Origin of the sequence: Pseudoalteromonas aquimarina, from assembly GCF_049257255.1 — a bacterium.
In the GTDB taxonomy this organism is placed as follows: Bacteria; Pseudomonadota; Gammaproteobacteria; order Enterobacterales; family Alteromonadaceae; genus Pseudoalteromonas.
Window position 1 is genome coordinate 363,053 of the sequence record NZ_JBMMUG010000001.1, and the last position, 15,654, is coordinate 378,706.

The following is a 15,654-nucleotide window of genomic DNA, read 5'->3' on the forward strand; positions in this document are numbered from 1 at the left end:
ATGAATAAACTTTCGCAAATGAATGTGATTCAGGTAAAAGACCTTGGAAAAACTGTCGCAACACTTGATGGCGACCTAACTATCCTCTCTGGCATCAGTTTTAATGTCAAGCCGGGTGAGTCAATTGCGATTGTTGGCGCGTCGGGTTCAGGTAAATCTACTTTACTTGCGCTTCTTGCAGGCCTTGACAGTGTAACTAAAGGCGAAATCTATTTAGATGGTGAACCACTTCACAACCTAGATGAAGAGCAGCGCGCAGCAGTACGTGCTAAAAGTGTCGGTTTTATTTTTCAATCATTTATGTTGGTGCAAAGTTTAACGGCGCTTGAAAATGTCATGTTGCCAGCAGAATTAGCAGGTGAAACAAACGCTGAAGAAAAAGCAAAAGAGTTACTTGATAAAGTAGGGCTATCGCATCGCTTGCATCATTTTCCATCACAGCTATCAGGTGGTGAGCAGCAACGTGTTGCTATTGCGCGTGCATATATTGGTGAGCCAAAGGTGCTTTTTGCCGATGAGCCATCAGCCAATCTTGACAGTAAGAACGGCCGCAGAATTGAAGAATTGTTGTTTGACTTAAACAAAGTGGTGGGCACAACCTTAGTGCTGGTTACCCACGATGAGCATTTAGCTGAAAAATGTCAGCGCACCATTCATATTGATGCAGGGCAACTAATTGATGACCGTATCGGAGTTCAGGCAGATGTGGGCTAAATTAGCGTTTAAACTCTTTCGCCAAGAATTAAAACGCGGCGAACTTAACATTATTTTGTTGGCGATTGCCCTTGCGGTTATGACAGTAATGACATTGTCATCCATTACCGACCGTATTGGCCTTTCTATTAATCAAAAAAGCAGTGAGTTTATAGCTGCAGATAGAGGCTTACAAAGCAATCATAAACTGCCTGAAGAGTTTCTTACTAAAGCCATCGATGATGGTTTGCGCACCGCCACTTGGTATGGCTTTGATAGCATGTTGTTTGCTAAAGATGAAATGCAAATTGCTTATATTAAAGCAACCGATGAAGGCTACCCACTTAAAGGGCAATTAAAACTAAAAGATAGTTTTGATGGTGAAGAATATGTAACAGAAGCACATCCACAACCAGGCAATATTTGGCTGTCCGATACGGTATTTTACAGCTTAAATATTGAAGTTGGAGATCAGGTAGAAATTGGCGAAGCCACTTTTGTTGCTGAAAAAATACTGGCTGAAGAGCCAGATGCCCCTTTTGCCATTTTTTCGAGCTCACGTCGCGTATTAATGAACATTGCTGATGTTGAAAAAACTCAAGTGATCCAACCGGGCAGTCGTGTTTCTTACCGTTATTTATATGCGGGCACAGAGCAACAATTATCCGACTATTATGCCTGGTTGAAACCACAACTACTTGAAAATCAGCGCTGGTATGGGGTTAAAGATAGACAAGGCCCTGTTTCTGACTCAGTAAATCGTGCAGAGCGCTTTCTGCTGCTTGCTGGTTTACTCGGCATTATGCTTGCTGCAGTGGCAATTGCCGTATCAGCAAGGCGTTACTGCGAGCGCCAGTATGATCCCGTGGCAATGATGAAAACACTAGGTGGTTCGCGTACCACAATCCGTAATATTTACATCACGCATTTGCTTTTAGTAACGCTTTTTTCGGTAGTAATTGGCTTACTACTTGGCTTTATATTACAGGTGGTTGCAATTGATTTACTGAGTGAAAAAATGGGTAAAGCATTGCCAGCAGCATCCTTTTGGCCAATGGGACTTGCCACATTCACCGGTATTATTTGCGCGGTGATGTTCTCACTTAAGCCATTAATGGATTTATTTGATATTCCACCAATGCGCGTACTACGCCGTAATTTAGGTGATTCCCTTAAAGTATCTAAACTTCACGTATTGTTAGCAACACTCACGGTATTTGCGCTGATGTGTCTATTTAGCCGCAGCTTTGTCATTGCTGGCATCATGTTTGTGTCGTGTGCATTACTTGCAGCCATGTTATTTGGTTTAAGCAGATTACTTTTTACATCATCACGTAAGCTTGGTTTAAAACCAAGTAACAGTTGGTCATTGGCCATTGCATCACTGCAAAAACGTGCCAATGCCAATGCGGTACAAGTGATTAGCTTTGCGTTGGCAATCAAGCTCATCTTGTTTTTGGTTGTTATGAAAAACGATTTAATAGCGGATTGGCAATCGCAACTACCCGAAAACGCACCGAATGGCTTTTTAGTTAATATCAGCGAATATGAGCGAACAGATATTGCTAACTTCCTTGCTGAGAATAATATTCAGCAAACTGACTTTTATGCGGTAGTACGTGGGCGCGTAAACAGCATCAACGGCGAATTAGTTGCGCGCTCAGTTTCAGCAGAAGAAAACGAAAAGCGTGATGAAGAAGCGCGTTCTGGTGTTGGGCGCGAGCTGAACTTAACATGGCGCGACACTTTGCCAAACCACAATACCATAGTAAAAGGTGAGTGGTTGAATCCAGATGAAAATGAGCTTTCAATGGAGCAATCCATGGCTGAGCGTTTAGGTGTCGATATTGGCGACGAGCTTGAATTTTTAATTGGTTCACAACGTTTTAGCGCCAAAATTACTAGCCTCAGAGAAGTAAACTGGTCAACCATGCAGCCAAACTTCTTTATTATATTAAGTCCTAAAGTACTCTCGCAGTTTCCAGCAACGTATATTTCAGCGGTAAGTACACCTAATGAATCTAAACGTGCTTTGCAGCAACTTGTTCGTAATCATCCGAGTGTCAGTATCATAGATGTGGACTCAATGATTAAACAAGTGCGATCTACCATTGATCAAGTCGCAACGGCAATAAGCTTTGTGCTGGTCATTGTTGTGATATGCGGCGCATTGGTGCTGGTGTCGCAAGTGCAAGCAAGCCTTCATGACCGTATGCAAGAAGTGGTGATACTACGAACTTTGGGTGCTAAGGCTAAGTTAATTAAAAATGCAGTGCTTTATGAGTTTGTATTACTTGGGCTATTTGCAGGTATTGCTGCAGCGCTTTTCAGTGATGTAGCACTACTCATAGTGCAATATCGCATGTTTGAGCAATTTGGTAACCTTCACCCAACGATGTGGGTGTACGGCCCTGTTGTTGGTGCTCTTTTTGTTGCGTTATTAGGCTATGGTTTAGTCGCGAAAACCTTACGTAAAAATACCCAAGGTTTGGTACGCGCTCTATAAAAAAAAGTGGGCGTTAGCGCCCACTTAACACATTTTCTAATGCGGGTTTTAACTCGGCATATTGAAACTTAAAATCTGCATCATTTAGTGCTTTTGGTAACACAGCTTGGCCAAACACCAATAAATCAGCCATCTCACCAAACAACATTCTTAAAACAAACTCGGGCATTCTTAATAGACTTGGCCGGTTAAGCGCTTCACCTAGGCTTTCACTAAATTCATTATTTGTTACTGGGTTTGGTGCAGTGGCATTAAACACTCCGTGAAGTGACTCATTTTCAATTAAATATAAAATGATGTTCACCATATCGTTAATATGGATCCACGACATATATTGCTTGCCATCTGCAATTGGGCCGCCAAGATAAAATTGAAATGGCGGTATCATTTTACCCAGTGCACCACCTTTTTTGGCAAGCACAATACCAGTTCTTAAAATACATACGCGGGTTTTCTCAGAACTCGCTGATAGCGCAAGTTGCTCCCATTTTTTACATAAATGATGACTGTATTCATCAAAAGGTTGGTTATTGTTTTCGGTAACAGGTTCGTTTTGCCTGCCATAAAAACCAATGGCACTGCCTGATATAAAGGTATGGGGAGGCGTTTTTGCAGCTTTAATTTTCTCTGCGATTTGCGCTGTTATTTGCCAGCGACTGGCTTCTATTTTGGCTTTTTGAGAGGCTGTCCAGCGTTTATCTGCAATTGGTTCGCCTGCTAGGTTAATCACGCAGTCAATTTCATTAAAATCAATGTCATTAATAGTTTCATGGGCATCAACATGATGGCCTAATAGTGTAAAGGCTTTTTCTTTGCGACGCGTTAGCACCACCAATTTGTGATGGTTTGCAAGGTGCTTACATAAGTGCGAGCCAATTAGGCCTGTGGCCCCTGTTATTAAAATATTCATAGATAAATCAAATAGCTTCCTATTTGCCACGCTTATACTGTAGCATAGCCTTAATTAGAACAATGTCATAATACGAACTAAGGATAGCCATGGTTCAGCAAAATTTGACCGGCGCCAGTAAAAGCTTGCTCGTCTTTGCAGCACTAATTGTCGTACTTGCAGGTTTAAAATTAGCGAGCGCAATCGTCGTACCATTTCTTCTGTCTGTTTTTATCGCCATTATCTGTAGCCCACTTATTGAATTATTAGGGCGCTATCGCGTACCGAAAGGGGCCGCGATTACCATTGTTATATTGCTCATTTTATTGGTGGTTGTCAGCCTAGCAGGGCTTGTGGGGCAATCTGTAAATGGTTTTTCGCAAAATGTACCTGTTTACAAAGCACAACTGCAAAATGAGTTTTCCGGTCTGTTATCCACTTTAGCGCAATACAATATATTGATAGATAAAGAACGCATCATGTCGTTCTTAGACCCAGGTAAACTGATTGATGTTGCTGCCAATACCCTTGCAGGTGTAGGTGGCATTATGGCTGATTTATTTCTGATTATTTTAACTGTAGTGTTTATGTTGCTTGAAGCGCCTTATATTGGCAAAAAAGTGCATTTAGCGTTAGACGACCCAGAAATGAAACAAAAACAAATTGATTTATTTTTGGATTCGGTAAATTCATACCTCGCAATTAAAACCTTAGTAAGCCTTGCTACCGGTTTATTGGTAACCTTAATGTTATGGGCTTTTGATATCGACTATTTCATTCTTTGGGGCGTATTAGCGTTTTTCCTAAACTACATACCTAATATTGGGTCGATTATTGCTGCAATTCCTGCTGTGCTATTGGCGGTTGTTCTACAAGGTGTCGGTGTTGCTGGCATTATTGCTGCCGGTTATATGGCAATTAATACCGTAATGGGCAATATGGTTGAGCCACGTTATATGGGCAAAGGGTTAGGTTTATCGCCACTTGTGGTGTTCTTGTCGTTACTGTTCTGGGGTTGGCTGTTAGGCACGGTTGGCATGTTACTTTCTGTGCCCCTCACTATGGTTGTAAAAATAGCCTTAGAAAACAGTGAAGAAGGAAAATGGCTTGCGGTACTGTTAGGCGGTGAAGAGCAAGTTAATGAAGAAATTGAACAGTAAATAACGGTATAAAAAAGAAAAGGGTTAGCACGTGGCTAACCCTTTTTTTGTTTACAGGTATTTAAGAAATGTCGATAAACTGGATTTTCGCTCATGGTTTTCTTCATGGCTAAATACATTGGCCTTGTTAAACCTAGGGCGCCTAATGGAATTGATTTAATTAAGCCTTGGCTTTCATACGGTGTTACTAACCAATCAGGTAGTGCAGCAACGCCCATACCAGCGCTTACTAGTTGGAAAATCAATAAGCCTTGATCAACGGTTTTTAAAGTGCCATCAAAGCGCGCGTTTTGGATAAAGTGTTTAAAAATATCTTGGCGCTCGCGTGGAATAGGGTACGAAATTATGGTCTCGTCTTTTAAATCGAGCGCTGTTACATACGCTTTTTTAGCAAGTGGGTGATCTGGGCTCACAATCAGCTTTAATTTAAAATCAAATAAATGGGCGTATTCAAGACGCTCAGTTTCGCGAATATCCGATGTTAAAACTAAATCTAACTCATCATTTAATAGCTCTGGGATTGCGTCGTAGCTAAAACCGCGCTCATAGTCGACTTTTATATCAGGCCAAAAGTTATTGAACTCTTTAATGGTTGGTAATAACCAGTGAAAACACGCATGACACTCAACACTTAAACGTAATTGTGAAATGGGTTGGTTCAGGCTTTCTTTTAAACGACACTTTGTTGCTTCAACCTTAGGCAACACATCGTGGGCGAGTTCTAAAAGCAGCATACCTTGTGGTGTAAAACGCACTGGGTGGGTTTTTCGCTCAAATAACTGGCAATCAAGTTTGTTTTCTAAGTCTTTGATTTGGTGTGATAAAGCCGATTGTGTTAGGTATAGCTCACGTGCCGTATTTACTAAAGAACCCGTTTCTTTTAGCGTGGCGATGGTTTTCAGGTGTTTTACATCTATCATCTTTAAGAATACTCATATTAAACTTGAACGATCATGAGAGAGCTTCGATACTAGCTGTTTATTTTTCATGTTTCAATGCTCAGAAGCTCAAATTAACGCCATAATGATAATAAATTGCTATTTTATATATTTTTAATAGTTATGATAGCGCTGTCATTAATCTTTTGGTCGTGTACCTTATTTGGTCTGGTGTTTTCATTATTAGTTTTTCTCAAGTTAATTTGGAAAAACTTGCGATTTAATTGAAAGAAATTTAAATCTAGTATTTAGCCGTCTAAACGTCTCAAATAAAAGGATATCAAGATGGCAATTACACTACATAATTTAGGCTTTCCACGAATAGGCAAACAACGTGAACTAAAAAGAGCAGTTGAATCTTATTGGCGTGGCGAAAGTTCGTTAGCTGAGTTAAAAGCAAAAGGACAGGCGATCCGCAAAGACAACTGGCAGTTACAAAAAAGCCAAGGCATTGAACTATTACCCGTTGGCGATTTTGCTTGGTATGACCATGTACTTAGTACATCTTTGTTGTTTGGTGTTGTACCAAAACGCCATCAAAGTAGTACAGGGGCAATTGATTTAGATACTTTATTTAGAATTGGTCGTGGTAAGGCGCCTTCGGGTTGTGCTTGTGCAGCCAGTGAAATGACTAAATGGTTTAACACTAATTATCATTACATCGTGCCAGAACTGTGTGAAGACCAAGTATTTGAAATAAGCTTTACTGAATTGTTTGAGCAGGTAAAAGAAGCAAAGCTACTTGGACACAACATAAAGCCTGTGCTTGTCGGCCCTGTTACCTTCTTGCATCTTGCGAAAACGGACACTGATTTTGATAAATTATCCTTGTTGCCACGTTTGTTAGTTGCCTATCAAGAGGTGCTTAGTCAGCTAGCTGAGTTAGGTGTTGAGTGGGTACAAATAGATGAGCCTATTTTCGCACTAGAGTTATCAGAAGAGTATCTCGAGGCACTTTCTACTAGTTTTGCTAAGTTGCATGGGCAGGGCGTTAAATTACTGCTCGCAACTTATTTTGGCTCAATAGAACATCACCTAGATACCATAGTCAATTTATCAATTGATGGTTTACACCTAGATTTAGTGGCTGAAACACAAGACATTTACAAGATTAATCACGCCATTGGCAATAATAAAATTTTATCACTAGGGGTAATTAATGGGCGTAACATTTGGAAAGCGGATCTGCTATCAATCTATCACCAAATAAAAAATGTGGTGTCATCGCGAAGTGATGTTTGGCTTGCGCCTTCATGCTCTTTACTACACACCCCCGTTGATTTAGAACAAGAAAGTGCGCTTGATAGTGAGATTAAATCTTGGCTTGCCTTTGCTAAACAAAAAGGCTTTGAACTTAAATTATTAAAAGATGCGTTACTCACAGGTGATTTAACCACACTTACAGAGTATTCAGCGCCAGTAATAGCGCGTAGCAAGTCATTAAGGGTAAATAATCAAGCGGTTAAGAATCGTGTTGAGGGTTTAACTGCAAATGATGGTAAACGCATCAGTTGTTTTTCAACGCGCCAGAAAATCCAAAAGTCAGCGCTTGGCTTACCAATTTTGCCTACTACAACAATTGGCTCTTTCCCACAAACCGATAACATTCGTAAAGCAAGGCGTGATTTTAAAGCAGGCAATATTACGCAAGCGCAATACACAACCCAGATGGAAAATGAAATTGCCTATGCCGTAGCGCAGCAAGAAGCCGTTGATTTAGATGTATTGGTTCACGGTGAAGCTGAGCGCAATGATATGGTGGAATATTTTGGCGAGTTGCTTGAAGGCTTTGCCTTTACCCAATTTGGCTGGGTGCAATCGTATGGCTCGCGCTGTGTTAAGCCTCCGATAATTTGGGGCGATATAAGCCGTAAACAACCAATGACAGTTAACTGGACTAAATATGCCCAGTCATTAACAAATAAAAAAATGAAAGGCATGCTTACTGGCCCCGTCACTATTTTGTTTTGGTCGTTTATTCGTGATGATCTTGATAAACCAACGATTGCCAATCAAATTGCACTCGCGCTTAGGGATGAAGTGGTAGATTTAGAAAAAGCTGGCATCGATATCATTCAAATTGATGAACCCGCATTTCGAGAAGGAATGCCATTAAAAGCATCAGAGTGGCAGAACTACCTAGACTGGGCGGCTTATGCATTTAGAGTAAGTGCATCAGGGGTGAGCGATCAAACCCAAATTCATACTCATATGTGTTACGCCGAATTTAACGATATTATCGCGGCAATTGCTGATATGGATGCGGATGTCATTACCATTGAAACGTCACGTTCTAATATGGAATTACTCAATGCCTTTGAGGATTTTGACTATCCCAATGAGATAGGACCAGGTGTTTATGATATTCACAGTCCAAATATCCCAGACGTTAACTGGATTAAAGCGCTGATGAAAGAAGCCGCCAACAAAGTGCCATTAGAGCGATTATGGATAAACCCTGATTGCGGTTTAAAAACACGTGGATGGCCTGAAACAATCGCTGCGCTTAATAATATGGTAACTGCAGCAAAAGAGCTCAGACAAGAGCTCGCATAAGGAAAGTGTAACTTACGGGAAAACTAACTTAGTTTTCCCGTTGTTAAGAAGGTATAGGCTTGTTTTGCAGGCATAGGTTTTGCCACTAAAAAGCCTTGGCCGTATTGGCATTTAGTTTGTTTAAGTACATCAAGCTGCTCTTCAGTTTCAATACCCTCGGCAACAACATCAAAGTCTAAAGAGCTTGCCAGTGTCAAAATCGCATCAACTAATGGGTGGCTTTCATCGCGTTTTAAATTATCAATAAAGCTTTTATCAATTTTTAAAATATGAATAGGCAGTTGATGTAAATACCCAAGTGCCGAATACCCTGTACCAAAGTCATCTAAGCACAGTTTAACGCCACAGGTTTTTAGTTTTTCAATTATCTCAGTTGCAAGGGCCAAGTTTTCAATTAAGCCCGACTCGGTAATTTCAATACATAAACTACCAAGCGGTAATTGATACTCGTAGTAAAGTCGTTGAATAAAGTCAGCAAACTCTAACGTTGAGAAATGCTTAGACGAAACATTAACTGTTACCTTAAAGCTTTCAGGTATTGCACCTTGCCAAATTTTAATTTGCTTAGCTGCCAGTTCCAAAATATGTAAATCGAGCGCGAGAATTTGCCCTGTTTCTTCTGCAAGTGGAATAAAATCAGCAGGTGAAACAAAACCACGTTCAGGATGATGCCAGCGCACAAGCGCTTCAAAGCCAATAATTTCACCCGTTTGAATGGTAAAAATTGGTTGATAAAACAGAGCAAATTCATGTTTCATCATGCCGCTTTGAATATCACTTTCTAAAAGCGCGGCGCCTTTTAGTTTTTGCCTCATGGTGTCGTTAAAAAACTGTACTTTGCCACGGCCAATTGATTTTGCTTGGTACATTGCTGCATCCGCGCGCTGCAAAATTTTATAGGCTTCGTCAGTTTCTTTATTGGCAAATGCCACGCCAATACTGGTTGATGCCTGCAATAAATGGTCATCAATAAGCAGTGGATCTTTTAATGCTAACTTTATGCGCTCAATTACAGGGGTAACATCTTCCGCACCAAAAATATCACACAGTAAAATAGCAAACTCGTCGCCACCTAAACGGGCGAAAGTGTCTGTTTCACGAATGCATTTATTAATAATCTGGCAGATTTTAACTAAAAATTTATCGCCGACTTGATGCCCTAAGGTGTCGTTGATTATTTTAAATCGGTCAAAGTCTAAGTAGAGCAGGGCGTGTATTTTTTGGTTTTCTGTGCGCCCTAAGGCATGTATCGCATGAGTTAGACGGTCGATTAACAATGCGCGGTTGGCAATGCCTGTGAGTTCGTCATGCATTACTTTGTGTTGCAGCGCTTTTTCAGCAAAAACACGATTAAGCACTAATCGAATTTGTTGGCTGATATAAGTTAATAAGTCTTTATCATGTTCGGTATAACACACACTTTGGTTATAACTTTGCACCACAATAATGCCCGATAACTCATCGTTTAAATCAAACGGTACGCCAAGCCAAGAGTTAGGCAAAGCGCCAATTAAATGAAAATCGTCATTTTCGATGTGTGCTTGATACTCATCACCATTTAAAAGTACGGCTTGTTGTTTATTAATGGCGAATACAGAAGCTGTTTTTTGAATTTGTGCATTACTAAAGCGTTTAAGCGTAATGCGCTCAACACCATGCTCAATAATATAAGGGATTTCTAAACCGCGAGTCTGTTTGTTGTAGTAACCTATAAATAAGTTTTCAGCAGGTAAAAGGGTATTAACAATATCGTGTAACCCTTTATAAAAATTATCCATGGTTTGCGAATCAGAACTTAAATTGGCAATTTGCAGCATGCCTTTTTCTAATCGCTGAGCATAGTTAAGCTGGTTGATGGTGTCGGTTAAATTAGCAACGGTTTTACATTGATCAATTTTGGCACTGAGCATAGATGCAACGGTGGTCAAAATACTTAAGTGATCTTTGGTGTAATAATTTTTTTCAGGGTGCTCACAATCAATAACGCCCAATACTTGGCCGTCATACACCAGCGGCACACATATTTCAGAATGCACATTACCGCTTATTTGCAAATAACGCGGATCAGTCGTTACATCGCTAATAATTTCCGCACAACCAGTTTCAAACACATGACCGCAAATGCCTTCATTAATCGCAATGGAAAGTTGATCACTTTCAGCTTTGTCGTGTTTATAGATGGAAGAAACTTGAGTAAGGGTTTGTTTTTCTAAATCGGCTAAAAAAATAGAACACTCATCAAATCCCAAGCGTTTAACTACTTGGTGTGTGACGTAGTCATACAATTCATCGAGATCAACAATACGAATGAGTGATGAGGCAAACTCATTAATGATGCTGAGCTGATTAGCTCGATTGGTCATTGCGTCTACATTATCGCTTGATGAATACTGCATAAAAGCGCTTGCTAACCGTTTGTAATTTTAAATTAACACAAATGTAACTCAGCAAGCACTTTTGCTCAATAAAAGTTTGTTTTTCCGTTATAAAATATGATTATGTTCGGCAGTGATTTTAAGCGCTTTTGGCATTAGGTAATCACGATACAAATAGCGGTACAATTTGTTTGGTTTCGCTTTAACAGCGGCTTCTTGATAAGGATTAGCTTGTTTGTACGTTGCTAAATAGTTTGTAAAGTTATCACCATGTTTAGCTACCAGACTATCAAGCAACTCACTGTAGCCATCAAAGTAATCTGTACGCAAAAAGTGTGCTAACTGACGATAATCATCTAAGGCATTTTCAGATAAATAACGGTGCGCTAAATACGACCATTGGTAAACGCGTTTTGACCCATCCTTATAAGTCGTATCAAATACTTCACGTAGGCTAGGCCATTTTTCTTGCTCTGTTTCATGTAATAATTTATTTACGCGATCGTTGCTTTTACCCTGTGCAATTAATTCAGCACCACCTTCGCTCCACCATACTAAGTGGCTAGGGAAGTGGCCAAAACCGTCGTATTTATTAAAGCGGCCATCTAAGTAGTGGACGTATTCGTGGTTTAGGTTCCAAACCGAAAAATCTTCTTTCCAAAAAGCTTTAAAAGAATAGAAAGTAGCTTGGTTACCTGGTTTGCTTGGCTTACCTTCAATGTACATACCGCCATTGTCGGTGCTGATATCAAAAATCATTTGGCCGTGCTGGTTGTAGCCTGTGTAGTTATCAAAAATAACAACGCGAAGTGCTTCATTAAAATCGTTTGGCACAGGTTGGCGGTTGGTGGCATATACGTCATGGAAATGTGATTCTTGCGAAATTAAACGCTCACAACTGATATTTAGCTGCTCGGTAGTTAAAGTTTGCGCGCGAATAAACAGCGAATCTGAACATTTATGGTTAATTGGTAAGGCGTCATCCAGTGTTATTTCGCTGCAGCGGCCTTTAAATTCATCATCACAAGCTGATTTACCACGGAAGCTATTAACTAAATAACGCTGTGAAAAGATAAACTCTTTATTTGTTTTTGGGTTTTGCTCAAGTGCCGCCCACACTTTTTCATCAAGTACTTTTTCAGCTGCTTCATCATCTAAAATGTAATGAAGGTAGCCAAGCGCCCAAGCCGCGTGCGCTTGCTGCCAGCTATTATCGTTTTGAAGTAAATCGAGTAATTCTTGTTGCCAATTAGTTTGTGCAAGTACCGCTTGTTTAATCTCATCCTTACTGCGTGCTTCAAATGCTAAAAAGCCTATTGCTCGAAGTTGTTCCCACTTAGCATATTGTGCTGCAAGCGGGCTTGCATCGCTAAGCGCTACATTTGGTAATAAAGGTAAGTGTTTAGCTAATTTATCTTTTAAATTATCAAAGTAGTAATAACGGTAAAGCGTTACCGCGTAGTTTTCGATAGCACGATAGTCGTCTTTAGCGATGGTTTGCATACGGGCAAACAACGCGCTATCAAGTGCTGTTAATTGCTCAGATGTTAAATTCTTCGTATTGCCAAAATAGCTAAAACCACGCAGGGCATAAAGGGTTTCATTAATGTCGGCGCCAGCGTTTAAATTGGTAACTAGGGCATCAAAGTCACTGCTGGTTAAACCTAATTGCCAATAAGCTTGTGTGTTAATTGTGATAGGGCTTTGTAAAAGCGTGGCTGTTGGCTCGTTGATTGTCGATGCACAACCCGAAGCAAGTAACCCTGTTAATAACAGAGAAGTAGCGCGTGTTAGTTTCATTTTTGGTCTCTATTTTTAGTAATGTGTGCGCTAACTTATCAAAAAGGGATATTGTATACAATTATTATCGATAAACCTCTACGCTAGCGCTTTACAGCAGCATCACAAGTCAATAAGATCAGCACAATCGGACGTTCGTCCGCTCACCGTCAATAAAAGGTAGGATCATGACAGACACAACTGCTAAATTAACCATTACTCGCCCAGACGATTGGCACATTCACTTACGTGATGGCGACCAATTAAAAGACACCGTACGTGACGTAAGCCGTTACATGGGTCGCGCGATTATTATGCCTAACCTTGTACCACCAGCAACCTGTACTGATTCTGCCCTTAGCTACTACGAGCGAATTCAAGCGCACAATAACAGCAACTTTGAGCCGCTAATGGTGTTATATCTAACAGATAAAACAACGTCAGAAGAAATTAAAAAAGCGAAAGCGAGCGGTAAAATTGTTGCTGCTAAATTATACCCAGCAGGCGCAACGACTAACTCAGATTCAGGCGTAACTTCAATTGAAGGCATGTACCCAGTATTTGAGGCAATGGCTGAAGTAGGTATGTTGTTACTTATTCACGGTGAAGTAACAGATTCAAGCATTGATATTTTTGACCGCGAAAAAGTATTTATTGAAAACATTCTGTGCAAAATTGTGGATGATTTCCCAAATCTGAAAATTGTACTTGAGCACATTACGACGAAAGATGCGGCAGAGTTTGTAGCGGCAGCAGGTGATAATGTTGCAGCGACCATTACGGCTCACCATTTACTGTATAACCGTAACCACATGCTAGCAGGTGGCATTCGTCCTCATTACTACTGTTTACCAATTTTAAAGCGCAATATTCACCAAGAAGCGTTAATTAAAGCGGCAACAAGCGGCAGCAAAAAGTTTTTCTTAGGTACGGATTCAGCGCCACACCTAAAAGATAAAAAAGAAGCGTCATGTGGTTGTGCAGGTTCTTACACTGCGCACGCAGCACTTGAGCTATATGCAGAAGCATTTGAAGAAGCTGGTGCACTTGATAAGTTAGAAGCGTTTGCGAGCTTTAATGGCCCAGACTTCTACGGTTTACCACGCAATACCGACACAGTGACACTTGAAAAAGACACTTGGCAAGTACCAGAGTCATACCCACTAGGCGATGACGTGGTTGTGCCAATTCGCGCAGGCGACGAAATCACGTGGAAAGTGAAGTAACAAACACATTTTCAAATGTAAAAAAAGCCCGCTATTTGCGGGCTTTTTTGCTTGTGTTATTAAATAAAGTTAGCTTGATGGCTACGTTTTTTCTTCATTCTTTTTTAAGGTTTGCTCTGAACTTGTATCAAAATCTGGGTGTTGCTGCTTAGTAAACTCTTGGTCATCAAATTCTTCATCGTCTAAATCTTCAGAGCTAAGATTTTCTTCTTCAACCACCAGCAATTGCTCGTGCGCAGTGGTTTCTTCAATACGCGGATCCATAGTTGCAGCCAGTGGCGATGCAGTAACATCGGATGTACCCACCACGTAATCGGTTGGCTCTGGTTGTTCCGCTTTTTGTTTCGAGTTAATAAAACTCAATGACACAAACATCACCACAGTAAGTGAAGCGATTGAGCCATATAAAGCTTGATGACCAAAATGCGCCATTATTTGGGCATTCACTGCCGACCCAACGGCTGCGCCTGCGCCAAACATAATCAGTAAGGCAGAGGACACGCCTACGCGATCTTCGTCTTCTACACGCGAGTTTGCCAGTGCGGATGAAAGCGGATAAAGCGTAAAGGCGAATAGGCCAAAAGCAAACGTAAGGGCATAGGCAAAATACTGCTCAAGCGGCAATAAAAATAACGCTAAACTCACAGCACAAATAGCAACGGCATTGGTACGAATAAGAATACTACGGCGAATTTTGTCAGAGATAACACCCATCGGCCACTGGGCAAGTAAACCTGCAAAAATGGTAATCGACATAAATAGTGCAATTTCTTGTGCGCTAAAGCCCGAAAGGCTCGCAAAGGTAGGTGCTAAGCCGTAAAAACTACCATTAATAATGCCAGCAAAAAGCACCGCAGTAAGTGATTGCGGCACCTTTTTAAAGTAGTCAAATAAACTCACTTGAATTGGTTTGAGTGGTTTAGGGTGAATTCTTCGGGTAATAGAAATCGGAATTATACCAAGCGACAACGCCATACAGACTAAAAAGAGCGGGGCATAGCCAAGCTCTGGGAAATGCGATAATGCATATTGACCAAGCACCATACCAAGGTAAGAGGTGATCATATAAAACGAAAACACCCGGCCACGGGATTCAGGCGCTGCTTGTTCATTAAGCCAACTCTCTAACACCATGTAATTACACATCATACTAAGGCCAACTATTAACCTAAGCACTAACCACAGGTAAATATTGTCACTGAGTGCATGCGCTGCAACGCAAGCTGTTACCGCCGCGGTGCTCGCGACAAAAGTACGAATATGACCAACCGATTTGATTAAGTGGTAACCTAATTTAGAACCAAGTAACAAACCTAAATAATAAAATGAGGTGAGTAAACCAATCCAAAATGTAGAGACATTATGTTGGCCTAAATAAAGCGCTAGGTAAGTGGTGAGTAAACCCGTTCCACCAATCAAAAATAAGTTTGTGAAATAAAGCGAAGGGAATGATTTCATTGAAATACTTTTTTGCACGGTTAGGCAGTAATACTAGAGGATTGAGAGGGGATTTCCAAGGGATAAGTTGGGGT

Annotated in this window: 10 protein-coding genes; 5 read left to right on the top strand and 5 right to left on the bottom strand. The window is 40.7% G+C overall.

Annotated features, from left to right (window positions below; all coding sequences use genetic code 11):
- Both AAEU29_RS01650 and AAEU29_RS01655 read left to right on the top strand, forming a co-directional pair.
- Complete coding sequence (locus AAEU29_RS01650; protein ID WP_421971786.1) at positions 1-714, top strand: ABC transporter ATP-binding protein; 714 nt, start codon at positions 1-3, stop codon at positions 712-714.
- Positions 704-3,199, top strand: a complete 2,496-nt coding sequence (locus AAEU29_RS01655; RefSeq protein WP_421971787.1) for an ABC transporter permease — start codon at positions 704-706, stop codon at positions 3,197-3,199. The genes AAEU29_RS01650 and AAEU29_RS01655 overlap by 11 nt, the downstream gene beginning before the upstream one ends.
- Before the next feature lie 13 nt (positions 3,200-3,212).
- On the opposite strand, the gene AAEU29_RS01660 is transcribed toward AAEU29_RS01655, so the two are convergent.
- Entirely contained in the window at positions 3,213-4,109 is an 897-nt protein-coding gene (locus AAEU29_RS01660; protein ID WP_421971788.1) for a TIGR01777 family oxidoreductase, read from the bottom strand.
- An 89-nt stretch (positions 4,110-4,198) separates the two neighbouring features.
- Between AAEU29_RS01660 and AAEU29_RS01665 the strand changes: the two genes are divergently transcribed.
- The gene (locus AAEU29_RS01665) at positions 4,199-5,248 is read left to right on the top strand and encodes an AI-2E family transporter (protein WP_421971789.1); all 1,050 of its coding nucleotides are present in this window, start codon (positions 4,199-4,201) and stop codon (positions 5,246-5,248) included.
- 35 nt (positions 5,249-5,283) lie between these two features.
- On the opposite strand, the gene AAEU29_RS01670 is transcribed toward AAEU29_RS01665, so the two are convergent.
- The gene (locus tag AAEU29_RS01670) at positions 5,284-6,168 is read right to left on the bottom strand and encodes a LysR family transcriptional regulator (protein WP_421971790.1); all 885 of its coding nucleotides are present in this window, start codon (positions 6,166-6,168) and stop codon (positions 5,284-5,286) included.
- A gap of 303 nt (positions 6,169-6,471) precedes the next feature.
- Between AAEU29_RS01670 and metE the strand changes: the two genes are divergently transcribed.
- Positions 6,472-8,742: a 5-methyltetrahydropteroyltriglutamate--homocysteine S-methyltransferase gene (gene metE, locus AAEU29_RS01675; protein WP_421971791.1), complete on the top strand. Its 2,271-nt coding sequence runs from the start codon at positions 6,472-6,474 to the stop codon at positions 8,740-8,742.
- A gap of 23 nt (positions 8,743-8,765) precedes the next feature.
- Here the strand turns inward: metE and AAEU29_RS01680 are convergent, their stop codons facing one another.
- Together AAEU29_RS01680 and AAEU29_RS01685 are read right to left on the bottom strand one after the other, a co-directional pair.
- Positions 8,766-11,138: an EAL domain-containing protein gene (locus AAEU29_RS01680; protein ID WP_421971792.1), complete on the bottom strand. Its 2,373-nt coding sequence runs from the start codon at positions 11,136-11,138 to the stop codon at positions 8,766-8,768.
- Between the two features lie 87 nt (positions 11,139-11,225).
- Positions 11,226-12,917 (bottom strand): collagenase, encoded by a 1,692-nt coding sequence (locus AAEU29_RS01685; RefSeq protein WP_421971793.1) that lies wholly within the window; start codon positions 12,915-12,917, stop codon positions 11,226-11,228.
- Between the two features lie 167 nt (positions 12,918-13,084).
- Between AAEU29_RS01685 and pyrC the strand changes: the two genes are divergently transcribed.
- Entirely contained in the window at positions 13,085-14,122 is a 1,038-nt protein-coding gene (gene pyrC, locus AAEU29_RS01690) for a dihydroorotase (RefSeq protein ID WP_421971794.1), read from the top strand.
- An 81-nt stretch (positions 14,123-14,203) separates the two neighbouring features.
- On the opposite strand, the gene AAEU29_RS01695 is transcribed toward pyrC, so the two are convergent.
- The gene (locus tag AAEU29_RS01695) at positions 14,204-15,580 is read right to left on the bottom strand and encodes an MFS transporter (RefSeq protein WP_421971795.1); all 1,377 of its coding nucleotides are present in this window, start codon (positions 15,578-15,580) and stop codon (positions 14,204-14,206) included.
- Positions 15,581-15,654 lie beyond the last annotated feature (74 nt).